General features: G+C 34.4%; 18 protein-coding genes. All 18 read right to left on the reverse strand.

The annotated features are described in order from the left end of the window. Positions 1-2: 2 nt before the first annotated feature. The 18 genes from cas1c to LE179_RS02635 all read right to left on the reverse strand — a co-directional run bounded on the left by cas1c (position 3) and on the right by LE179_RS02635 (position 24,806). A complete protein-coding gene (cas1c, locus tag LE179_RS02550; protein ID WP_374128803.1) occupies positions 3-1,037 on the reverse strand; it encodes a type I-C CRISPR-associated endonuclease Cas1c in 1,035 nt (344 codons plus the stop codon). Continuing rightward, positions 1,021-1,659, reverse strand: coding sequence for a CRISPR-associated protein Cas4 (gene cas4, locus LE179_RS02555; protein ID WP_374128804.1), 639 nt, complete (start codon positions 1,657-1,659; stop codon positions 1,021-1,023). The genes cas1c and cas4 overlap by 17 nt, the downstream gene beginning before the upstream one ends. A 3-nt stretch (positions 1,660-1,662) precedes the next feature. Then, the gene (gene cas7c / locus LE179_RS02560; protein WP_374128805.1) at positions 1,663-2,514 is read right to left on the reverse strand and encodes a type I-C CRISPR-associated protein Cas7/Csd2; all 852 of its coding nucleotides are present in this window, start codon (positions 2,512-2,514) and stop codon (positions 1,663-1,665) included. Further along, positions 2,498-4,495, reverse strand: coding sequence for a type I-C CRISPR-associated protein Cas8c/Csd1 (locus tag LE179_RS02565; protein WP_374128806.1), 1,998 nt, complete (start codon positions 4,493-4,495; stop codon positions 2,498-2,500). Before LE179_RS02565 ends, cas7c begins: the two co-directional genes overlap by 17 nt. Before the next feature lie 64 nt (positions 4,496-4,559). Further along, entirely contained in the window at positions 4,560-5,237 is a 678-nt protein-coding gene (gene cas5c, locus LE179_RS02570) for a type I-C CRISPR-associated protein Cas5c (RefSeq protein WP_374128807.1), read from the reverse strand. After that, positions 5,230-7,839 (reverse strand): CRISPR-associated helicase Cas3', encoded by a 2,610-nt coding sequence (gene cas3, locus LE179_RS02575; RefSeq protein WP_374128808.1) that lies wholly within the window; start codon positions 7,837-7,839, stop codon positions 5,230-5,232. Before cas3 ends, cas5c begins: the two co-directional genes overlap by 8 nt. A gap of 155 nt (positions 7,840-7,994) precedes the next feature. Next, complete coding sequence (locus LE179_RS02580) at positions 7,995-8,123, reverse strand: hypothetical protein (RefSeq protein ID WP_374128809.1); 129 nt, start codon at positions 8,121-8,123, stop codon at positions 7,995-7,997. 909 nt (positions 8,124-9,032) lie between these two features. Further along, positions 9,033-9,878, reverse strand: coding sequence for an NAD(P)H-hydrate dehydratase (locus LE179_RS02585; RefSeq protein WP_374128810.1), 846 nt, complete (start codon positions 9,876-9,878; stop codon positions 9,033-9,035). Between the two features lie 8 nt (positions 9,879-9,886). Next, a complete protein-coding gene (gene acpS / locus LE179_RS02590) occupies positions 9,887-10,222 on the reverse strand; it encodes a holo-ACP synthase (protein ID WP_374128811.1) in 336 nt (111 codons plus the stop codon). A gap of 781 nt (positions 10,223-11,003) precedes the next feature. Further along, complete coding sequence (gene glmS / locus LE179_RS02595; RefSeq protein ID WP_374128812.1) at positions 11,004-12,833, reverse strand: glutamine--fructose-6-phosphate transaminase (isomerizing); 1,830 nt, start codon at positions 12,831-12,833, stop codon at positions 11,004-11,006. A 4-nt stretch (positions 12,834-12,837) separates the two neighbouring features. After that, complete coding sequence (locus LE179_RS02600) at positions 12,838-13,572, reverse strand: pyridoxine 5'-phosphate synthase (protein WP_374128813.1); 735 nt, start codon at positions 13,570-13,572, stop codon at positions 12,838-12,840. A gap of 382 nt (positions 13,573-13,954) precedes the next feature. Continuing rightward, positions 13,955-15,289, reverse strand: coding sequence for a phosphoglucosamine mutase (locus tag LE179_RS02605; RefSeq protein WP_374128814.1), 1,335 nt, complete (start codon positions 15,287-15,289; stop codon positions 13,955-13,957). A 94-nt stretch (positions 15,290-15,383) separates the two neighbouring features. Further along, positions 15,384-16,151, reverse strand: a complete 768-nt coding sequence (cdaA, locus tag LE179_RS02610) for a diadenylate cyclase CdaA (RefSeq protein WP_374128815.1) — start codon at positions 16,149-16,151, stop codon at positions 15,384-15,386. Next, positions 16,151-17,317: a dihydropteroate synthase gene (gene folP / locus LE179_RS02615; RefSeq protein ID WP_374128816.1), complete on the reverse strand. Its 1,167-nt coding sequence runs from the start codon at positions 17,315-17,317 to the stop codon at positions 16,151-16,153. Before folP ends, cdaA begins: the two co-directional genes overlap by 1 nt. 1,169 nt (positions 17,318-18,486) lie before the next feature. Then, the gene (gene folE, locus LE179_RS02620; RefSeq protein WP_374128817.1) at positions 18,487-19,062 is read right to left on the reverse strand and encodes a GTP cyclohydrolase I FolE; all 576 of its coding nucleotides are present in this window, start codon (positions 19,060-19,062) and stop codon (positions 18,487-18,489) included. A gap of 53 nt (positions 19,063-19,115) precedes the next feature. After that, positions 19,116-21,014 carry an ATP-dependent zinc metalloprotease FtsH gene (gene ftsH / locus LE179_RS02625; RefSeq protein ID WP_374128818.1) on the reverse strand — a complete coding sequence of 633 codons (1,899 nt, stop codon included), beginning with the start codon at positions 21,012-21,014 and terminating at the stop codon, positions 19,116-19,118. A gap of 247 nt (positions 21,015-21,261) precedes the next feature. Then, on the reverse strand, positions 21,262-22,233 hold the full coding sequence (gene tilS, locus LE179_RS02630; RefSeq protein WP_374128819.1) for a tRNA lysidine(34) synthetase TilS: 972 nt from the start codon (positions 22,231-22,233) through the stop codon (positions 21,262-21,264). After that, a complete protein-coding gene (locus LE179_RS02635) occupies positions 22,230-24,806 on the reverse strand; it encodes a phosphatidylglycerol lysyltransferase domain-containing protein (RefSeq protein ID WP_374128820.1) in 2,577 nt (858 codons plus the stop codon). The genes tilS and LE179_RS02635 overlap by 4 nt, the downstream gene beginning before the upstream one ends. Positions 24,807-25,070: the final 264 nt, after the last annotated feature.

Genomic DNA, 25,070 nt, shown 5'->3' on the forward strand with positions numbered 1-25,070 from the left:
TCCTATTTCCAAATAAACGGTGGATATGCATCAATATCCCCTCTTATATACCTAGCAAAAAGCAAAGCCTGTGCATGATATAAAAGCCCTATATGTATAGTCTCTTTCAAGAAAGGATGAAATATTTCCTCCTCTTTCCTCTTTCTATATGAGTCTATAACAACCTTTTTATTATCATCTTTCATTATTACTCCGCCGCTCGGAGATTCTGAAAAATCATCAGCATCAATTTGAGATAGATTGATTAAAGTAAGAACCAATCTATCAGCTATTACAGATCTAAATTCTTCCATCATATCTAAAGCCAAACTCGGTCTGCCGGGTCTATCTTTGTGTAAGAACCCAACTTGAGGATCTAATCCGACTCCTTCCAATGCTGATGAAACATCATGCACCAATAAAGTATATACAAAAGAAAGAAGACAATTAACTCTGTCTTTTGGAGGACGCCTGTTTCTGTCGGTCATAAAAAACTTTTCTTTGCAATTTAATATCAGTTCATTAAAGACACTAAAATAAGAACCAGCAGCATCGCCCTCCATGCCACGTAATACATCTACATTCTCAGCATTAAAAGTATTATCAATTGCTTTGTGTAAACCATAAGATACTTGTTTCAGTCTATCAGAATTAGGTATTTTCTCTTCATGATCCCTTAAGGCTCTGTTTATTACAGTTCTTGAATTATTTAACTTTCCAAGTAATATTGATCTGGCTGTTTCCAGACAGAATTTTTCATCATCTGAATATTTATATTGCTGTTTTCTCAAAAGAACATTGCCTGAAATAGGAGATTGTACTTTTGCTATAAATTTTCCATACTCTGTAAAGTAGCTCACAGAAACATCATTTTCGGCACACAATCCTAAGAGAAAAGGTGAACATAAAACATTCCCAAAACAAACCATCGAGTTAATCAGATGAATTGGCGCTCTAAATAATTCTTTACCCTGTAAACTAACTACAATATTCTCGCGCTCTTTTGATACATATGTTCCTTGCGTTGAAATACAAAGCGTACTAAATAGTTTCTTCATTATTTATAACTTCTTTTAAATATTCCTTTATAGATTTTTTGCTTCCAAACATTTCGGGCAAACATAATTTTTTAAATGAACAATTATTGCATTTTTTTGAATATTCAGATTTTGGTGTTTTTTCACTATTAACTAAATCATGAAATTCTTGGGCAAGAGCAGAAGTTTCATCTCTTAGAGATTTATCAAACTCAACGTTTAGTCGATTGCGGGTTTTCCCATAGAACATTGCACCGCTTTCTATCGCAACATTCATCATCTCCTCAAGACACATAGCCTGCGCACAAAGCTGGACTTTATCTGTATTATCACCTTTCGCCTTACCGCTTTTATATTCAACAGGGAACGGAATTAATTTACTCCCAGATTTATGAAATTCCACAATATCGCTCTTCCCTATTAGACCAAGTTTATAAGATTTAAGATAAATATCGCGTTCAATAATTACACCCTTTTTATGCTCTATTTTTTCTGTGTGAACTTTATCGTGCATAACAATTCCTTTTGCCGTAAAGAAATTGTCTGCCCATTGTTGTTCAATAAAAAGCAAGGCACATCTGCGTTTGCAATAAGACAGTTGATATAACCCTCTTATATGAAGCAAATCATCTTCACAATACATTATTTACCAACCTTGAATTATTTCCGCCTTTAAACCTTTTATGGATTCCACAGTTCCATTTTCTAAATCTTTTTCATTTTCTATATTGCCATTATTGTCAATTTTAACTGAATTGTGAACTTTCGCTGAAGAGTATTGTCCAGATGATGAATTATGCTCGAACCAAACAACTTTTAATATTTCCATACTTCCTTCTGGTCGCGCTGAAGAAGCGTCATTTTCAAACAGTTTCGGTAATATATCTTTTATAACGTTAGAATCTTCATTACTAAAACCAGTCTTTTCCGCTAGCTGAGGATTCATAGCTCCATAAAAAACATATATCGCTTCCCTAATCCAATGCTTCATTCCCATCCTATCAGACGACATGCCTTCGTCATCTGAATCACTACCTTTTTTATTACTTTTACCATTAACACTTTTTGTTATTTGGTCACTAACAATAGTTATCGGCTCTTTGCTAAAGGCAGATTGAATTGTTAGAGGACCTCTAATTCCTATAGAACTTCCTTTTTCATAAGCAAAAACTTGTCCGAAAGCACGCACGTCCATCCATTTTTCGCAAGCTTGTTTAGAAAAATCAGAAGTTTTATTTATTGTACCTATTTCTTTATCTGCCCTTTCCTGCAAAGAACCATACTTATCTTTTTTATAATCATCAGATTGAACAAAAACACCTTTATTCATATCTAATAGCCTGTTTCTTATTTTTCTTTTAACGCATACGTCCGTTACTTCACCAATTCCATCTGCCAATGTTCTCGGCATATTTTCATTAAGAGGATCTCCATTGGGATTAGCATTTTTTACTTTAAATACAACTACAAAATCAATTTTTTTATTTAACGATGTCATTTGAACACTCCTTTTCTTTTTTATTTTGTATCGCAGCTTTCCTTTCTTCTTCTATCGTCTTTAGTTGATGAAAATAACCTAATAAATATAACCCTGTTAATTTTGAATTATTTTCAAATTCTTTTATTGAAGTAAATTTATCTTTAATATCTACTATTGTTTTATCTATCCAATATCCATTTACTCTTTTTTTATAAGCATCATTAAACTTTTCATATAAAAATTTCCAAGTTTCAAAGGGTTTTATAGAAAATTGACGCATCAATCTTTGAGCATTAGTTAGTCTTATTGCCTCTTTTGTATTACTATTTTCTTTATTTTGTTTTAATAATGCTGTTTTTTCAGCATTATCAATCACAGCTAATAATCTTCCATAAAGATAGTTTCTGTCCTTGCAATTTTCGTCAACACTCATTAAATAATCCTCCTCTTTTTTATTCTCATCCTCCTTTTTATTCTCACCATATAAACGATGACAACAAAACGAATAATGATTGCCCTTATATATTGAACAAGCAATTCTTAAGATTGTCTTCCATTGATTATTATTTAAGGCAACGGGGTTTGAAGCCTTTTCAATAAAATGCTTTTCTATATATTCAGGGATATTTTTATTTTCTAAAACACTTGGCATTAAATCCCTTATCAACTTGCTTTTTATTTTCTGCTCGTTTTTTTCAACCGAAGATCTATCTTTTTTATAAAAATATACAGTAGCTATCGTATTTATTGATGGAGTTCCATAAAAATACTGATATTCTTCCTTTTGATTATCTTTATTTTTTATTTTTAAAAACTGCTGCCAATAATATTTTTTATGCCAATTTTTTACGTTTTTTAAATATTGAGAACCTAAAAGTTCTTTATAATAAGCTATACACGCTCTGCCTGGACTTGCAGCATTCATCTCTAAAAGCACAATATTTTCATTTTGTTCAAATTCTTCAAAATCTACGCTGTAACCCTCTATGCTTTTAACAAAATCATTTCCGAAAACTTCCCCTATATTTCCGCCTCTACCATTGATAGTAAAAGCAACAATTATTTGAGGATAATTACGATAGGCTTGTCCTCTTTCCTTTGCAACGAGCCATTTTAGCGTATTATGAGCTTTCTGAGACACATCAAAACTTACAGATAATGCTTCATAATATTCTTTAAATTTTCCTTTGAATACTAAATCATCTCCAACCGCTATAAGTTTAGATGTACCATTTGAGAATGGATGATTGGTTGCGATACAATCAGTTTTCCATGTAATGCAGCAAATTTTATCATCTCTTAATCTTTTCACAATATTATTTTCTTTATCTTTTCTGTAGGTTTTTTCAATCTCAGATTCATACTTTTTATTTTCTTTTTGTTTTCTAAAATTTATCCAAGACTTTATAATTTCCTGATTTTCCCAAGTATTACGATCTTCTTTATCCGTACCGACAACCCATCTAATAAAAACATCTTCTTGTTTTTTAACATTAACACATTTAAAAATTTTATACTTATCTTCTATATCTTTTTTCTTTTTAGGTTTTTCAATAAATTTACCGCCATTGTCTAACCACAAAACTTCTTTGTTTTTCAAATCTTGTATCAATGTGTTTTTTTGAATATATTCATTTACTATTTGTATTTTTTTTGTACTAGCTGTACTAGAAGAGATACTGTCGTCCGCATATTCAGCCCATTCATTCAACTGTTTTTTGTATGTAACTTTTAATTCTTTACCATCCTTACCTTTTTCTTTTTGATAAGTTTTTATATCAACCGCAAATGACCAGAGGCAATTATTATCATCCGTAGTAGGGATTATGGTATCCTCATTTATGATCTGAGCGTCAGTCATCTCAGCTTTTTCATTTAATCTTATCTCAATATTGCAAACTTTATGAGTATGCCCTACAGGAGCAATTGCAAAATCACTTTGTTCGGATGCTTTGACACAATTTTCATAAGTCTCATATAATCTTTGAAACCAACTCATTATTTTACCTCCGCATTTACAAACATATTTTCATATTCCGTATTAATGTTTAAAATATTGCTATCTAAAGATATTGATTTTCTTGCTGCATCGGTTTAATGATTCTTTCTTTTATATCATTGTTTTTATCAGTAAAATCAATTATTCCATTTTTCATATCAGCATTTAACCAGATTCTCGCTACCAATTCTTTTTTCCCAGTTTCGTTTGGATAACCAAAATTATAAAACATAGAGCCAAAAGACAATAAATTATTATCATAATAACCGACGCTTTCTCCAAATTTACAAGGTTCAACATATCCTTGACACTCGCGAGTTCCAAGAAAAATATCTCTTCTGCCACCTTTTTCAAGCGAACGTTCGGCTATTTCAAAATGTTTTCCATCGTTTTGATCTTTTTTAAGTTCAGGCATATTTTCATTCCATTCAAAATGCGCCTGCACTTGATATTCGACATCCTTTAAATATGTGTAGTAATACAATCCGCCATTACCTCCATAATATTTTAAAGTTCTCACACCTTTGACTTCCATTTCTATAGACTTCATAACGCGAACTTTATCTATAATCCAAATAAATGTCGGTTTCCAATAAATTGATTCTGTAATCCCTTTAACCGCCTCATAAGTAGGAATTTGATATGAACATTTTTCTCCGCCCAATTTTGTAATCGGATCAGTAAATAATGCAAATTTTCCCCACACTCTAAACTCTACTGTATTTTTTGGAGTATTAAACACATGCGCCTCCTTTATCTAATGTTGCTTCCTCCGTAATACCAAAGTTTTTATCATAATAGCAATCGCTTATACTATAAATATCTAAATCGTCATTTATTGGTTTTATCGCGGTTGAACCTGAACCTTTAAATTGATTTGGATAGATGTTGACATTATATTTGTGAAGTTTCTTTATAAGTTTATATCTTTCTTTAAAATCAAAAGAACTGTTTATTTTATCAATAATCACACGGACTCGTTTTATTTCAATGCAGACAGGACTTGCAATATCATCTATAACTTTAAAATTATTTGAAGCCGTTTTAAAAGATTGCTTAAGCGTAAGATGATTACATTTATCATTATCTTTATACTTACGGTTTTCTGATAATAAATCCAATTCAGTATTTCCATTGCAAATCAAGTATTGCATTTCTTTTTGATGTTTTTTTTGATAAAAGAAATCATCATAATAATCTTTGATTATTTCGTTGTCTAATAAATCTGCATTGCGATGCTTTTCTAAAATAATTTTAGCAATTTTTTTCCCTTCCCTGATATATTCTAAATTATCTAAATTTTCACTAAAATTATAAACATATAATTTGCCTTTTTTATTATTCCCTTCATTGTTTTTTAAAGTTCCATTTCTATTGATTCTTCCAGCTGCTTGAATTATAGAATCCAATCCTGCCAATGCTCGAATACCGCAATTAAAATCAATATCAATGCCAGCTTCTATAACTTGTGTGGAAACAACCACAATTTTTTCTTTTCTATTTAATTTCCTTTTTATTTTTCTTAAAACAATCCTTCTATGAATTGGCATCATTCTCGCGCTAAGATGATAAACCTCATAATCTTCTTTACTTTTTATAATCTCAAAAATTTCTTTTGCAGATTTTGTTGTATTACAAATTATTAGACAATTCCCATCATCGTTAACAAATTCTATGGCTTTTGAAGCTATTTCTTCACTTGTATAATCAACATCTTTTATTTCATGTTCAATTTCCACTCGTTTCAAATTACTAAACATACAACTTTTATTCTGAATAATATCTGGTTTTTCAGAAAGTTTTAAACAACCCTTTTCTGGATCTACATCGTCTAACAACGGCTGCGTCGCAGTACATAAAACAACACTAGTATTACAAAAATCAACCAAATAATTCATCGCATTGTTAAATAAATGAACGCATTTTATTGGAAGCGCTTGAATCTCATCAAAAATAATTATTGAATTTGCCAATTGATGAAGTTTCCGAGTATCGGTAGTTCTGCGTCCGAACAAAACCTTTAAAATCTGTACATTTGTCGTAAATATAATAGGGACGTCCCAACCTTGCATATAAAGTTCAGTTGGGTTAAGCTCTTCTTTCGTATCATTTGGTGTTTGAGATATATTAGAATGATGTTCTAATACTATTTTCCCTTTATCAGATTTATCTGTTTCAACTATTTTCCTTATTGTACTAGCATTCTGTTCAATTATTGTAGTAAAAGGAATACAATAAATTATTCTATCAGCACTATGTCTTTTTGCCATCTCAACGGCAAATCTAAAACTTGCAAGGGTTTTACCACCGCCTGTAGGCACTTCAAGCTTATAACATCCTTTTTGATATGTTTGTCCGGCACTGGCACAATCATCAGAAATATGTTTCCTTATCTCTTTCATATCTTGCGAAGATTTATTTTCATTATTAAGTCTATCTATTTCTTTTTCTAATTTTTCTGAAATTATATTCCAATTGACAGGTTTCTTTTCAACTTCTTCTCCGCACTCAAAATCTGCGCTGTTTGTATGATCTGCGTCAATAAGACAACTCAACAAAAATCTTGCAAGCATTCCATATGAAAATGTTCTATATATTTCATTTTTATTAGAATTTACGTCTATTTCATCTTTGATTTGTTCAACTTCAGATAACAAATCATTATTATTGACAGCATTATTTATCTTATCTACAATGTCTTTTTCTATGTTTTTCTTTATGTCTTTTATTGAGACAATTTCTTTATAATAATATTCTTTGTTCAATCTTTTATCAAAAATGTTCTTACCATATATGTCAATCATATCAATCAGTCCAGAATGATGAGAAACACAACAAAGTTCAATCAGTTCAAACAAAAAACCTTTTAATTTATTATCGTCTTTAAACTCATTGAAATATTGAGCGCCAGCAGTAGAATGATCTATCTCCCCTTTGCTTATACGTCTTGGATTCCCCAGTAAATACTCTTGGAATAATTTTGAATATTTTCCTAAATCATGTAACAATCCTAAACAATATCCTATCTTTCCCATTCCGATTTTTGAAGCGTTTTTCTGAGACATCTCAGCAACTTTAGCCAAATGTTCTTCCAATTCTTGTTTTTGTTTTTTATTTTTATCATCGACTGGTTTAGGCACATCCGTCCTTCTAATAGCTTCAGCTTTCTTTTCTTCTTCTAATATTTTCTCGAGATGCTTAACGCGTCCTTCACCGTATAGCTCTGGGTTTCCCTTAGCTGCCTTTAATTGCTCTTTAATCCTGTGTCGTGTTGATTGCTCTTCAGTCTTGCCGTGTTTAGATAAATGAGCGTAAAACAATGAAGTTTGATCTTTAGGAACCATTGTAAAACCTCCCTCTACACAAGTCATTTTAATATATTTGTTAAATAGAAAACAAAAATAAAGATTAGCAATACTCTTTTTCATTTTTTTAAATAATTTTAATCTTCGCCCCTGCGTGAGGCACGACTATATTCTCTAATCGTTTCTGTATCTATTTATTGACGATCGCCGGCATTTTCAAAAAAACAACGTTTAACCATTTTCACGTCAGTTTTTGCCGACGATAACTGCTCGCTTACTGCTCTAAGTTCAATCTTTACTAGCGACGTGTCGTTTTTGTTCATATTTCGGCTTGCCATATGACAAACCGACGGAAAAACTGCTACGACAACTGGTACAATACATATCTTTCATGCATTTGTCGTAAGTTTGACAACCTGCATCATAATGTTTACTTCAAAAATTCGGAGACGGTATATGCGATGTATTTTGCGGCTTTCGGCAGAGCAGTTTCGTCAATATTGAAATTATTATGATACCAAGAGTATGAGGTTTGTTTGTTTTTTGAAGTGCCTATATAAAAAATTGACGGAGACTACATGCAAATCCTCCGAAAAGTTTTCCTTAGTCTAGACGGTTTATCTAATGTTTCAACATTATTTTCACCATAAAATTCTTTTACTGTCCCGACGCACGCTTCAGCAATCTCGGGAGCTATCTATTACAGGATTACCTATTTCATCATAATCAGCAATACATTTAACTTCCTAAACCGTTTCTATAGTTTTGAGTTTTCTCAAAACACTTGCCTTCTTGTTTCGCTGTTAAAACTTATCACTGTATCATCTGCTGTTGTATTTGACATATTTAATATTTAGAGCAGATATCCAGCTAGAGAATTCAAACAATATGATAAATTTCCTGTTTTCTCCTTAAAAACTGCTGTTATTACTAGTAATTAAGGCGCGAGAAGATTGTTTTTCATCGTGGTTTTTCTTTGTCGGCTGATGTTATAAGAAGTTAGAATAATAGATTTATTTATCGTAGCGATTTTTCTTTGCTCTTGAAAGATATTGTTGTTAGCGTATAGAATAACAGGTGCTTTTTTTTATTTGTCATTCCTGAGTGCCGTTATCGGGAGTCTTCTTTTTCTGAACGTTAATTCGAGAGAACTCAATTCTATGAAATATACGACTATAAATTTGGGAAAAATTGAAGGCGGTAAAGCGTACAATATAGTACTCTATCTTTTCCTATCTTACTTGCTTTACGGCATAACAAATATTTTCCGCAATATCGCTTGCAATAACGCCCGCCGTACCTTTATCTCTTTCAGCAATCTCGCCTGCAAGTCCATGAATAAAAACCGCAAATTTTACAGCTTCAAATACATCGTCCGTAACATTCACAAAAGAAGATATTATTCCGCTCAACACATCACCGCTCCCCGCAGTCGCCATTGCCGGAGTACCGGTATTATTTTCATATTTCTCTTTACCGCAAGACACAAGAGTATTGCTGCCTTTGAGAACGCAAATAAGAGAATTTGCTTCTGCAAAATCTGCAGCCATTTTTTCCCTATCATTTTTTATTACAGCACTTTGTATATTTAAGAGCTTAGAGAATTCGCCTAAATGCGGCGTTACTATAAGTTTAGCGTTTACCATTTTAAGTTCACCCGCAATACCGTTAAAGCAGGCAAGTCCGGAAGCATCTAAGATAACCGGTATGTCAACAGCAGAAATAATCTCCTTAATGAATTTGCATAGTATACTGTTATTTGATTTTAATCCTGGACCTATGACAATAGAAGTAACTTTTCTGGATTTAGCAAAATCAAGAATATCCGGTGCAGTTTTATATACAAAAAACATTATTTCAGGTTTTGATATTGCGCATGCTTGACTTAAAAAACTATCTCTGACAGCATAAGTCACAAGTCCCGCGCCAGAACGCAATGCCCCCAAACAGCACAATATACCCGCTCCGGGCATGAGTTTAGAACCCGCTATCACCAAAACATGACCATAGTTATATTTATGGCTATCAGGTTTTCTTTTTAATTTTAGGACAAAGTCTCTAATTTCTTGTTTTTTCATAACATTTTTTAAGAGACGATGGCAACAGCCGCGACATATTTATCAGTATGCGACAGGGATACATCTATTTTTTCACATTTTTTATTTTTAATGTAAACCTGCGGTTTTCCATCTTTAGCATTTCTAACCGAAATATCGGTAATGGCAAGCTTTTTATTTCTCGCACTTAACGCTTTCCAAACAGCTTCTTTTGCCGCAAAGCGCGACGCCAAACACTGAGCGGCATTTTTTTTTGCAAGTGAATACGATATTTCTTCTTTTGCAAAAACGCGTTCCAGATGCTTTTTATTTTTTATGTATTTGACAAATCTTTTAACTTCTTCAATATCAATGCCTATATTCATACAACATATCCAATTTTGATACGATTATTATCAAAAACGGCAAACAAACTTATAGCAGCCACAGCTTTTTTTTACTGCTTTTTTCTATGATAAAAACCAAATATAAATTCACAACTTTAATTATCTAATAATGTTACACAACCGAAACAACTGTCTTTACGGATCCTTTTCCGATTAAGATATTTAATTACAACTCGCTAAGAAAAAAACAATAATAACACCTATTAAATAACACAGGCAAAGATTTGACGACAGAGAACGGACAAACAATCTGATTCTTCAAAAGCTTAGCTTTTTATAATGACAGATACACTCTCCACCAATAAAAACAATAATATTCCGCTCTACGACTTTGTCATTCTCAAACAACTGCTAGCATACTGTGCGCCATTCTCGCCAAAGCGAACATTCACTTTTTAAACAGTTAAAAATAACATTATGGCAGGACGTTTGTTTTCAAAGTTGCAATACGACAAAGATTTAGCGGCATATAACAATAAGCAACTGAATTTTTTAAAATGGCAGACAACAACCCAGCAGCTAACCTCCCTCTATGTCCTTAGAGGATAATATGGTTTCGAGTAAACTTCAGCCCAATTTCGGCTATCTGTTTCGCAGTTACAGCACGCGACAATGGCATACACCATAACGCTCTCAAACAATCCAAAGTCTCCAATTCAAATTGTTCCGAACTGCCAACTACTTTTCTCCCACCTATTTCTACTACCGTATCCTTCAGGCAGCAAAACTTCTGGCAGAGAGGGAAAAAGACAAAATTAAATCATTCAACTGTGACGGATTTAGCAAGATTTCTAGGCTGATCTACATCACAGCCGAGAAGAACTGAAATATAGTAAGCCAAAAGTTGCAACGGAATCACAGTCACAAGCGGCGACACAAACTCATCAGTTTCAGGAACATAAATTACATAATCGCTTTTATTTCTAATTTGTTTGTCAGATTTGCTTGCCACAGCTATAATAGTCCCGCCTCTAGCTTTTGCCTCTTCTATATTTGAAATCATTTTTTCATATACTTTGCTTTTAACAGCTATTGCAATTATTGGCATAGACTCGTCAATTAAAGCTATTGGTCCATGTTTCATTTCACCAGCGGCATAACCTTCGGCGTGTATATACGAAATTTCTTTAATTTTTAATGCGCCCTCTAACGCCACGGGGTAATTTACATGCCTTCCCAAATATAAGAAATTCTTTTTATATGCAAAAATTTTCGCAAGGTCACAAATGGATTTCACATCTTTCAAAAAATCGTTGATCTTTAAAGGAACTTCCCACAACTCTTTTAAATATTTTTTCAACTCGCCGAGTGCAACTGTTCCTCTTTTATACGCCCAATCTAAAGCAAGTATATAGAGAACAGTAATCTGTCCTGTAAAAGCCTTTGTGGATGCAACTCCTATTTCAGGACCGCAATGCGTATAAATTACATGCATGGCTTCGCGATTCATACTTGAACCTACAACATTGCATATTGCTAGAGTTTGACAACCTTTGCTTTTTGCAAGCCTTAAAGCCGCCAGAGTATCCGCAGTCTCTCCGGATTGCGAGATAACCACAACTAAAGTTTTTTCATTTAAAATAATATCTCTGTACCTGAACTCGGAAGCAATATCAACTTCTGTCGGTATTTTTGCAAAACTTTCAAATAAAAATTTTGACACAAGTCCGGAATGATACGATGTTCCGCAAGCCACAATATAAATATCCGATATACTTTTAACATATTCTTCTTTGAAATCAACTTCTTCAATACAAATTCTTCCTTCGTCCGGATAAATTCTTCCTCGAAAAGTATCTTCTATTATGTGCGGCTGTTCAAATATTTCCTTCAACATAAAATGCTTATAGCCATTTTTTTCAGCCTGTTCGGTATCCCATTGTATGTTTTTTATTTCTCTATTTATCACATTGTTTTCAGCGTTTTTTATAATTACTTTTTCCGAAGTAATCTCTGCAATATCGCCGTTTTCAAGAAAAATCATTTGGCGCGTGTAAGGAAGCAATGCCGGAATATCAGAAGCTATAAAATTTTCGCCATTGCCAACGCCTATAATTAAAGAAACGTCTTGTCTTGCGCATATTATTTTGTCAGGTTCATTTTTACACACTATTCCAAGCGCATAAGAGCCTCTAACCCTATCTAAAGTTTTTTGAACGGCATTAAATATATCATTTTTATAATGTTTTTTTATAAGATGCGCTATTACTTCCGTATCAGTTTCAGATTCAAATTTCTGCCCGTCTTTTTGAAGTTCAGCTTTTAACTCGCTGTAATTTTCTATTATTCCATTATGCACGACAACGACAGTCTTTGTAGGATCTGTATGCGGATGAGCGTTTTTTTCGGACGGTCTCCCATGCGTAGCCCAACGCGTATGTCCTATGCCTATATTTGCGCTGATAGGATTTTTTTTAAGCATCGATTCAAGATTGCATAGCTTTCCAACACTTCTTCTTATCTGCAGTTCCTTACCGATGACAACAGCAATACCGGCGGAATCATATCCTCTATATTCAAGTTTTTTCAAGCCTTTAAATATCACATCCACAGCATTCTTTTTTCCTGTATACCCAATAATTCCGCACATAGTTCTAGCCCTTGCCAATAAGTCCTTTCATATTTTTGACAGCCGTTCCAAGACCAGTAAATACCGATTCCGCTATAATTGAAAAACCTATGTTAAACTCGTTCATGCCCGGGACTTTGCAGATTCGTTCTATATTATCATAATCCAGTCCGTGACCGGCATTTAATATAAGTCCTTTTTGTATCGCTTCACGCGATGCTTCGGAAATTTTTTCCATTTCTTCTTTAAACTCAGCAGAGGCTATTCCATTTTCCTTAAAAAACTTTGCATATTTTCCTGTGTGAAGTTCTATCATATCGGCATTTACCTCGCTGCAGGACAGCACTTGCTCCGTATCTGCATCGATAAACATACTTACAATAATTCCCACTTTTTTAAGTCTTGCTACAATACTTGCAAGTTTACTCTTATGGGTTTTAACGTCAAGCCCGCCTTCCGTGGTAAGTTCTCGCCTTTTTTCAGGAACCATACACACAAAATCCGGCTTTATATCTAAAGCTATTTCAACTATTTCTTCGCTTGCAGCCATTTCAAGATTCAACTTTGTTTTAAGCGATTTTCTTAACTCGTAAACATCTCTATCCTGAATATGTCTTCTGTCTTCCCTCAAATGTACGGTTATACTGTCCGCTCCGCTCTTCTCGCATATCAACGCAGCTTTAATTAGAGAAGGAAAATCCTCTTTCCTTGCCTGCCTTATTGTTGCTATATGGTCAATATTTACACCTAGTTTTATCATCTTATTTAAATACTCCCGGCAACTCTCCCTTTTCCGCTCTCAAGATGAGAAAGAAAAAAACAGAGGAAGATATTTACAGATTCCATCTACAAACTACCGCCGTCATTTACTTAAAAAGAACTCCAAACCAAGTTCAACCTGACGACACCTAATAATCGATGAGTTCCTTCGCTAAAAGGTTGAATTTTCAAATCAATACCCGCTTACGACTATATCTATCGTCCTGCTTTCTCTTTCAAAAGCAGAGAAAAAGGAAGTCAACGCAGCAATTGCTTCCATAATTTCCAAAACACTCGTTCTCTGTTTATCCTGTCAGAACTGCTCGCTTTATACTGCGGACGACAAAACAGCTGTAAAGAGTAAGAAAAAAACATCATCATCCTCAGGACTCAATCTCTTTTTCGATACTATCAGCTAAATTTTCCGCTATTATTTCAATTTCTTTTATATCTTTTCCCTCAACCATAACCCTCAAAAGATTTTCCGTACCTGAATATCTTACAAGTATGCGTCCATTTACGCCGAGAAATTTCTCATAGTCTTTAATAAGCTTATAAGATTTTGAAAGTTTTTCAATAGGAATCCTTTTTGAAACTTTTTTATTTACAAATATCTGAGGGAATTTCTCAATCACGTCTATAAACTCCGACATCTTTTTATTTTCTTCGCTTAACGCTGCAAGAAGCATAACCGCACTCAAAAGTCCGTCGCCCGTAGCCAAAATATCTTTGAATATAAAATGTCCCGACTGTTCTCCGCCAAATATCGCCTTATATTTTTTCATATCCTCCACAACATACTTATCGCCGACTTTTGCGGATATTACTTTTATCTTTTCCCTTTTCATCGCCTGCAAAAATCCCATGTTTGCTACAATTGTGGCAACTAAAGTATTATTTTTAAGTTTCTTCTTGCTTTTTAACCAGCTTGCCATCGAAGCAAGAAAATAATCGCCGTCCCTTACAATGCCCTTCTCATCAATACATATCAATCTGTCAGCGTCGCCGTCAAAAGCAAATCCACAAAATGTTTTAAGCTTCTTTACCACTTTTGCGGCATATCCAGGATGAAGAGCGCCACAATTTAAATTTACGTTTCTACCGTTCGGATCAACATTTAGCGCAACAACTTTTGCTCCAAGCTTCTTTAAAACATAAGGAGCGCATTTATAAGAAGCGCCATTGGCACAATCCACAACTATCATTTTTCCTTTAAGACTGCACCCTATAAAATTTTTTATAACAAAATTTTCGTAAAATCTTAAAAGCTTAGAATCTTCTTTTATTTTTATCTTTTCGCTTGAAACAGCAACCTTTAAAGCAAGATATTTGTTTATCTTCTTTTCAATCCTCGCTTCTACGGAATCTCCTAGTTTTAATCCCTTCGAATTAAAAATCTTTATCCCGTTATCCATATATAGATTATGACTTGCCGATATCACTATAGCCGCCGAATACCTATCGCTTTTTATAAGAAAAGACGCCGCAGGCGTAGGCATAATACCGCCAAAAACAGGAACTGCACTAGCGCTCACAATCCCTTTAGCTAATTCTTTTTGTATTCTTTCTCCGGATTCTCTGGTATCCCGTATAATGAGAACTTCTTTTTTAGCACACAAAATCTCGGCTATCGATTTGCCAATAATTCTAAGAGTCGCATTGTCAAACGGAAATTTTGACGAATCGCCCCTTATGCCATCAGTTCCAAATAATTTCATCCATATCCCGCCACATACAGCCAAATAAAAAGCGCAAGCCAAAAAGCAAGCAATTTAAGCTGCCAGTTCTTTATTATTTTGATATACAATCTCTTCATTTTGACTTCAAAGCCTCACCATTTGTGTTAATTATTTTTCTGAGTCTTACAGGTGATATGTCTTCGTTTAATTCCCCTTTATAAGCAACAGATACCTGTCCTGTTTCTTCGGAAACAGCAATTATAATCGCATCTGTTACTTCGCTTAAACCAAGCGCCGCTCTATGTCTTGTGCCGAATATCTTTACGCTCATATCGTGATTCAAAGGAAGCAAGCATCCTGCGGCTGAAATTTTATCGTTAAATATTATCACGGCTCCGTCGTGCAACGGTGCCAACTTATTTTTAAAAATTGAAAGCAACAGCTCCTTAGAAATATTTGCATCTAAGGATATTCCGGTTTCCGCAAAGTTCTTTAAACCTATCTCATTTTCTATCGCTATAAGCCCTCCTGCCATAGACGCACTCAAGTCTTCAACAGCTTCGACAATCTCGGTTACATAAGAATCTCTTATTTTTGCTTTTAACCCCCAAACTTGTCCACCGATCCGAGCTAAAACATTGCGTATTTCCGTCTGAAATATAATAGCAAAGATAATAACTGCGGCAAACCAAAAACTATCTAGAAGCCACGACAGTGCTTTAAGATGAAAAATATTTCTCGCAATCACTTTGAAACCTAAAATAAACAGCACACCAACAATAATTTGTATCGCCACCGTTCCTTTTATAATGAGAATAACTCTGTAAAATACTATTGCAAGCACAAGAATGTCAAGAATATTGACTATGTATGCATTGTAAATATTTAACAGAGTTTCCATTATGCTCTCCGGAAAGCTTCAACTATCTTCAAAACGTTTACTGTTTCTTTTACATCGTGTACTCTTATAATATCTGCACCGCAAAACGCCGCAAGAAAATTTGCAGCAATAAATGAAATTTTATCCTCGCCCGCAAGCGCTTTTACAAACCTTTTTCTCGACACCGCACCCACAACCGCGCCAAGCGTCGAAAAAACGTCGATATTTTTTATCAATTCAACATTGTGTTTTACGGTTTTCCCAAAACCCGGACCGGGGTCAACCGCAATACGTTCTTCCTTTATGCCAAAACCAACCGCATACTCCTTTCGTTGCGCAAGGAACTCATACACTTCTGACGTACAGTTTTTATATTCAGGGGACATCTGCATATTCTTAGGTATGCCTTTCATATGCATAAGTATCACGCCGGCTTTTGTATCCGCAATAAGTTTCGCCAGTCTTTCTTTGCCTCTCCTTAAAGCAAAAATATCATTTACTATATCCGCGCCCTCATCAAGAGCCGCTTTTGCCGTCTCGTACTTATAAGTATCCACCGAAATGGGAATTTTAACACTTTTCCTTATTTTTTTAAGCGCGGGAAGCAATCTTCTTATTTCTGTTCTCGCATCGACGAGATTCACTCCCGGTCTTGAAGACTCTGCACCCATGTCTATTACTCTCGCGCCAAATCTTTCAAATTCAATCGCCTGTTTAAGCGCTTTGTCAGAGTCTGTAAGTCCATCGCCTGAAAAAGAATTGGGATCCATATTGACAATACCCATAACAACCGGATTTGATAAATCAAGAATTTCTTCTCCGTATTTAAAAACTTTTTTTTTGCTTACAGTATTGTCAAGTTTTGAAGCAATTTCTTTTAATCCAAACGGTTGTAAACGAAGTTTATTTATTAATTTCTCAGTCTGATTTATAGTGGCAAATAAAACTGTATCGGAAACGCCTTTTTTAAATCTGCTGACATTCTCGCTTATTGCCGCAGCAGCTCCGACAGAAATAACTTCCTGTTTTAAAATGTTCGCCGCTCTGTTGTCTATCTTTTCAATAACTATCGTATTGAGAACACCGTTTTTGGCAAGGAGTCCGTGAACGACAGCAGCGCTGCCAGTATTTTTTACAAGCTTTAAAGCATCATTAAAATTGCTGACAATCGCTTTTCTTATAATCATTTATTGCACCATACAAATCGTCCATAACAACATACATTGTCTTACAATAACATATCCCCGTTACATAAGCGAGTTTCCTGTATATATTTAAAGAAAGAAATGAAAGTCAACAAAGCAAAGTTATTTGGTACTAGGACTGATTTTTGCATATTTTTTTAAGCTTCGTAAATTGCAATTATGAAGCTTAAGATTAAAAAACCCAGAAGTTATTCGCTTAAATTGTCTTTTTTCGTCACAGCGTTTATTTTTTTCTTCTGCTGACAGAATTTTTGCAAACGATAGAGATAGCAGTAAAATTTCTATGGTAACGGAAAGAAGCTAAAAGTAAATGCCATATTCGGCCTCTTTAATAATTGCGCTTTATAAATTCTCTTCAACGTCTGCCGCCATAATCATCAAATACGGATTTGAGCTTCTTTAACGACAGCATAACTCTTCGCGCTGCCTTCTCTCTAACGCACCAACAACTCGCAACTATGAACCTTGAGTCCAGTCGTACAAAACAGAAATTTACTATAGCAAATTTCCGCTGCAGACAGCATATCGCTATTTATCGCGCCCTTTCAACTATCCTTTTCCTTGTACCAGCAACAACTGCAACAAAAATAACAAACTCGATAATTATCGGCGGTATTTTATATTAACGCTTTCTTTTCCAACTCGGTATTTTCCACCAATTCTCTATCTTTTATCATTAAGATTTTAGAAACAGAAAACTCACTGTAAAATGCTCTACTCTCAAAGGTATCCCCAAAATGCCATATTGCCTTACAAACAAAAGAGCGACATGTCCAGTTCTTCCGACAACTTATTAATCTTATCCCTTATTATTTTTGAAAAGCAAATAGAGTCGCCCTATCTTTTTGTCTTCAGAATTTACTTTTTTCTTCCGTTTGATTTCATTCAGTCCCCCATTGGTTGGAGAATGCATATCCGAAAGGATTCAGCGTTCATCTTTTTTTTAACATGTTGAGCTGTTCTCGGGTCTTTTTCAACTCTTCCTGAAGATTTTGTATAGCCGTATTGAGCCTTTTAAGCCTTAGTTTTTACTTGAAATTTTAAATGACACTTTACCTAGTTGAACTTTCAAATGGAACGGTTACAATATTTTGCTGTTAGAACGTAGTTTAATATTATGATAGGCTTTTGTTAATATTAAGATAAACTTCTTAGCTTTTCAAAAGAGACATCGCCTCCGAACGCGTTCTTACATCTTTTAAAAATATGCCGCGCATAGCGGAAGTAACCATCTTCGAGCCGGGTTTCTTAACGCCTCTCATAGTCATACATAAATGTTCCGCTTCAACAACCACCATAACCCCATGCGGTTTTACAAATTCCATTACGGTATCTGCGATCTGTTTCGAGAGTCTCTCCTGAAGCTGCAACCTATTTGCAAAAACTTCAATAAGTTTTACAAGTCTTGATACCCCGATTATTCTGTCTTTCTTAGGAATATACGCTATGTGTGATTTGCCAAAAAAAGGAAGCAAGTGATGTTCGCAGAGAGAATAAAAAGGAACATCTTTAACCAAAACTATTTCTTCGTGATCTTCTGCTGCATAATGCACCGGCACAAATTTTAAAGGATCAACTTTATTGCCTGACAACGCTTCTTTATAAAACTCTGCAACTCTTTCAGGTGTGCGTTTGATGCCTTCCCTATTTAAATCTTCTCCGAAAGATTCAAGCAAAAGTTTTACGGCTTTTTGTGCCTTTTTTTCATCAAAATTAAATGTTTTCACTTAATATTTTACCACTCTTAGCAAAATAACTTAACTATGGCACTTATACATATTTAGTTGACTATAACCTGTTCGTTTATAACCTTTTTTTTATCAATAGATTTCTTTTTATCTTTTACACTCATAGAACTGTTTTCAGATAAAGGCGGCAATTCTTCGCCTTTTATTATCCTGTCTATATCTTCACCATTTAAGTTTTCTCTCTCCAAAAGACAGTTCACAATTTCATTTAAAATATTCATACTATCTTTAATAATTTTAGAAGCTCTATTTTTTGCATTGTCTATAATATTTTTAACTTCTTCATCTATAAGCTCAGAAGTTTTTCCAGAGTGCCTTGCATCTCTTGAAATATCTCTTCCCAAAAACACTCCCTCGTCCGGCTTCTGCAAAGCCATAGGACCTATTTTATCACTCATACCGAACTCTGTAACCATTTTCATGGCGATTTCTGTAGCTTTAGATATATCATTTTGCGCACCTGTGGTTATTTCGGAAAATACAAGCTCTTCAGCAACGCGTCCGCCAAACAATATTGAAAGTTTGTCCAGAAGCTCGGATTTTGAAGTTAAATATTTATCTTCTTCTGGAAGTTGCAGCGTATATCCTAAAGCGGGACCGCGCGGAATTATAGAAACTTTATGAACAGGGTCCGCCGTAGGTAAAAACTTTGCGACAAGAGTATGCCCCGCTTCATGGTAAGCAATAATTTTCTTCTCTTTATCAGACATCAAACGCGATTTTCTTTGAGGACCTGCAAGAATCCTGTCTATCGCTTCTTCCACATTTTTCATATTCACGGTCTTTTGATTATTTCTTGCTGCAAGAAGAGCCGCTTCGTTTACAAGATTTGCAAGATCCGCGCCGACAAATCCTGGAGTTCTTCTCGCAATAACGTTTAAATCCACATCGCTGTCAAGTTTAATCTTTCTTGAATGCACACCAAGTATTTCTTCTCTGTCTTTGAGGTCAGGACTTGGAATGACAACTTGTCTATCAAATCTCCCAGGTCTTAAAAGCGCGGGGTCTAAAACATCCGGTCTGTTTGTCGCAGCAATTAAAATCACGCCCTCTTTAGTATCAAAACCGTCCATTTCAACAAGAAGTTGGTTTAACGTTTGTTCTCTTTCGTCATGCCCGCCGCCGATGCCAGCGAACCTATGTCTGCCTACGGCATCTATTTCATCTATAAACAACAAACACGGAGCAGATCTCCTGCCATGGACGAAAAGGTCTCTTACTCTCGAAGCACCTACACCTACAAACATCTCGACAAATTCCGAACCGCTTGAAGAGAAAAACGGAACACCCGCTTCACCAGCAACAGCTTTCGCAAGCAATGTTTTTCCTGTTCCCGGAGATCCGAAAAGCAAAACACCTTTTGGAATCTTTCCTCCAAGTTTTTGAAACTTTGCAGGATCTCTTAAAAATTCTATTATTTCCTGAAGTTCTTCTTTCGCTTCCTCACAGCCTGCAACATCTTTGAAAGTAACTTTTTTTGCAGAACTATCGGCAAGCTTTGCTTTTGTTTTACCGAAAGACATAGCCTGCTTACTTCCCATAGACATGCCACGGCGCATCATCCAAAAACAGAATAAAATCAAAAGAATTACCGGTCCCCAACTTAACAATAAGGATCCTAGCCATCCATTCTTTTCCGCAGCTGCAAACTCAAGTACTTTATTGTCTTCCATATCTTTTATAAGATTAGGATCATCCATTGGAATGGTTCTAAACTTTTTTAAGACTCCGTCGCTGCTTCTGAATTGTCCTTTAATAGATACGGGGGTAACTAAAACTTTTAATACGCTTCCTGCTCTTACATATTGTTTAAACTGGGAATATTCAAGTTCGACTTCCTGTCCTCCCTGTCTGGCAAAATTCATAATCATAAATATAATAATAAACAATGTTATCCAGAAAAATACAAACCACGGATTGCTCTTTTTCATTTAAAAACTCCTTTTAATTTTTCTGTAAGGCAATCCTCTGAAAAATTCGTTGTAATCCAAACCGCGCTCTGTAAATGAAAATTATCACTCACTAAAACAAATATGCTCAAATGTTGCCGCTCAAAACTATTGAAATAAGCAAAGTTTTTTTATTTTTAAAATCACCGAATATTCACATTGCAAACAAATTCAACGATTTTCTTTTATATATTAAATTTTTCAGAAAAAAGAAAATTTCCAATATATTTCATTTTTCATCTCTTATAAAATAGGCTTTATCTGATTTTATTTTGAAAATCCATTCGGCAGAGAGTCTATAAACAGATACGTCTGACAATAAAATTCTATGCATTATCAAGTTAATGTGTGAATTATATTTCTTTTGTGGTAATATGTTTTTTAGAATCCTGAATCGTATTGCTTTATTATATCGTAAAAACGCTTTTAAATCAAGCAAAATTTGATTCTTTTGCAGCTTCACACATTTTTTCAAAAATTTGATTGAAACCTCTTCCAAATACGCGGTTTCCCGAGCCTGTATACAACTTAAAGCAAAAATATGCTCTATCGCCATAGGGTTTATTTTTTCAAGAACAGGCACAAGCGACAGCCGTATTTTGTTTCTTACGTATACGCTCGAAAAATTGGATATATCGATACAAAAAGGGAGTTTATGGCTTTTGACATATTCTTCAATCAGTTTTCTTTTAATCGGAAGCAATGGACGGATTACGGCAAGATCCTTGTCTATTGCTCTTTCCTGCGGTATGCCTGCAAAATTTCCGCTCCCTCTTAAAAGCCACATAAGTACAGTTTCGGCATTATCATTCGCATTATGTGCAGTGGCAACTTTATTGCAACCATATTTTCTTGCAATTTTTGCGAGAGTCCAATATCTCAGATTCCGCCCGGCTGTTTCAACTGAAACAGAATGATTTTTAGAATATTCTCTCACGTTGATTTTCTCAAGAAGGCAATCCATTCCGAATTTAACCGACAAACCTTTGACAGCTTTCGCTTCTTTTACAGATTCTTTCCTTAAATTATGATTAAAATTTACAACTAAAAGAGCAATTTTTACTTTTTTTGCAAAACGCCAAAATAAATGCAGCATACATACGGAATCCATACCGCCCGACACAGCCAAAATAATTTTATCTCCTGGCATAACAAAACCGTTTTGAGAAACATTTTGATAAAAAATATCCCACGCTTTCATCTTCTCAATAGCCTTTTGAAAAAATGCTTCCTCTCGATGGTGCTAAGCGGAGAAATAAGCGCCGTAAAATTTTTAACAAAAGTAATAATATATTTATCCGGAGGCACCGCAACATATTTATTATACCACTCAGGACAAAATTTATTTTTAAATTCTCTTAACAATACAAGATTATAATCAAAATGTTCGGCAAACATAAACATTTTTGCAAAATGTTTTATAAACTCACCGCCACTATCCATCAATGGAAAATACGCAAAACCTAAATTAAACCACTTATATCCGTTTTCTTTAGCCCACAAAATATTCTTAAATACCACATAAGTGAAAACGTCATAATCGCATTTTATATATCTTATAATCCCCGAAGACAACTCACATTTACTTTTAGTTTTTGCAATAATGGAAAAAGCATAAATTTTACTATCTTTTTCCAATATACCAAAATCCATACCGCTCATATAAGATTCGTCATATTTCCCCTGTATAAAATTTCTTTCAATATAATTCGTATTTTCTGTCCACTCTTTGTTTATTCTTACAAACACCTCTCTGTATCGTTCAAACTGCTCGGGACTCATTACACGGTATTCAAATCCTGCGTTTTCTATTTTTTTCTCTAAATAACAAAAACATTTAAAACGGTTGTCTTCTTTATCAAAAGTTATTAAAGGAATTTTTGCTTCCTGTCCTATATTAAAAACATTAAGACCTGTATCATCATAGATCTGCACGAATTCATGGTCTATTCCGACAAAAGTAGGCTTTGCCGAAGCATTGTCCGCAATTTCTTTGAACTTCCATAAAAGTTCGTTTTTATGTCCGGATTTTCCAACGGGGTCGCCAAAAGCAATCCAACTGTTCTTTGACTTTGCATACATAATAAACGCGTCTTTTTCATCGTTTACAATATAACTTTTATCGGAGGCAAGCGCATTAAACGAATATGTATAATCCGAAGAGTCGACTATATTTTTTATATCGTATTTTGTAAATGAAATAGGTGGCTTTTTGAAGAGATTTTTTGATATTTGTTGTAAAATAACTATAAAGATTATAATTCCTATGCCCAAGCTAGCCCTTAAAAACCTTGCGGCATCCGTAGTATTTAAAACATTTTTTAAAAATACGTCTAAATGCATCCAAGAAGAAACATCCTGCTTGTTTACAAAAAATCCTATCCATACCGATAAAACAAACACTCCGCCAATCGCACTAAACCACCATGCATTGAACGCTGTGTTCAATATTGATATATTTCTGTAAAAATATTTTTTTGAGGCTAAAAGAACAACCAGTAATACTACAAAGCACAAGAGAACTAAAGGCGGCTCTCCCACTACAAGTATAAGAACAATTGCAAAGCTTATCAGAACACAGGTAATACTCCACGCATTTTTAATTCTAAGCTGTAAAGCTTTTGAAACAAAAAGTAATCCTATCGTCGTAATGCTCAGTAGAAAATGCGATAAATCGGCAAACCACACAGGAAGAAGGTTTATGACAAATTTTAATTGCGCCACATCAAAAGGCGTGGACGTAAAAAACATTACAATCATACCGACAAAAAACGACGATAACGCTATAACCTGCACTATAACCGAAGAAACAGTTTTTCCAAAAATTTTCGTCGTCTTGTTAAATTTCTTCGTAAAAGTCATAATCTCAAAAACACACAAAATAATAAGCGCTATCAAAAGCGGGAAGAAATAAAATATCATTCTATAGGCAAGCAATCCTCCTACAACTCCGGGGTTGCTTGCGGAATTCGGAAGCAACTTTGAAATGGCAGTCTCAAAAACACCCATGCCACCCGGCACTTGGCTTATAATTCCCAGAAGTTGTGATATAAGGAAAGCTTTAAGCAAAACAAAATAAGACATTTCCTCGACAGGTATAAGAATGTAGAGAATAAACGATGCGATAAGCCAGTCGCACGTAGCAAACAAAATTTGTGAAGAAACAATTTTGATACTTGGAAAAGTTATAGTCCACTTAAATACTTTTATTGGTCTTGAATGCAATGTGCTCAAAAAGACATACAAAACTAAAATAGCAATGAAAAACAGACCGATTGTTCTTGTTGTAATAAAATTAAAATAAATTGTTCCTTTTAGAGAAACAGATGCAAAAGTAAAAATAAACCCGCCAATCGTCAAAAGACCAAGCCAAACTGTCGTTGAAGAAAAAAGAAGGACTTTTGTAACATCAGCTATTGAAACATTGTACACAGAGTAAAGTCTATAGCGTATTGATCCGCCGAAAAGCATTGAATAACCGGTATTACTTCCTAAAATGTTGCTTATAAAACACGTAAATAAAATATCCTTGAGCTTTAACGAAACTTTTGAATCTATATACTTAAATGCGATAACGTCATAGCCCCCCAGAATCAGATAATATAATAAAGCTAAAAACAAAGCTGTTATAATTCTCAACGCCGGTATAGCTTTTAACGCATTTATAACATCAATATAACTTAAATCTTTCAACTGATTGTGAAGCAGTATCAACGCTCCGACAAAAGCAAAAAAACCTAAAGACACAACAATAAATTTTATCCATTTTCTCATTACGCGTTAATCCTGCGAATTTAATCATGCAAAATGATAGTGAAATAAAAAGTAAAATATAAAACAGCAAATTAAAGTCAGCTCGGCGATACACTCCAAAGCCGTTCTCCTCATTCTAGTCATCAAATTAAAAATTCAGGCAACACATTAACTTAAAAAGGGAGTCAATATATAAATTTTTCCGATTTTTTTCGACAGCATTGGAAATATCTTTTCATAACACTCTATAAAAATATAATAACATTTTTATATGCAAAATGGATG

Origin of the sequence: Candidatus Endomicrobiellum agilis (assembly GCF_020328115.1) — a bacterium.
Lineage (GTDB): Bacteria > Elusimicrobiota > Endomicrobiia > Endomicrobiales > Endomicrobiaceae > Endomicrobiellum > Endomicrobiellum agilis.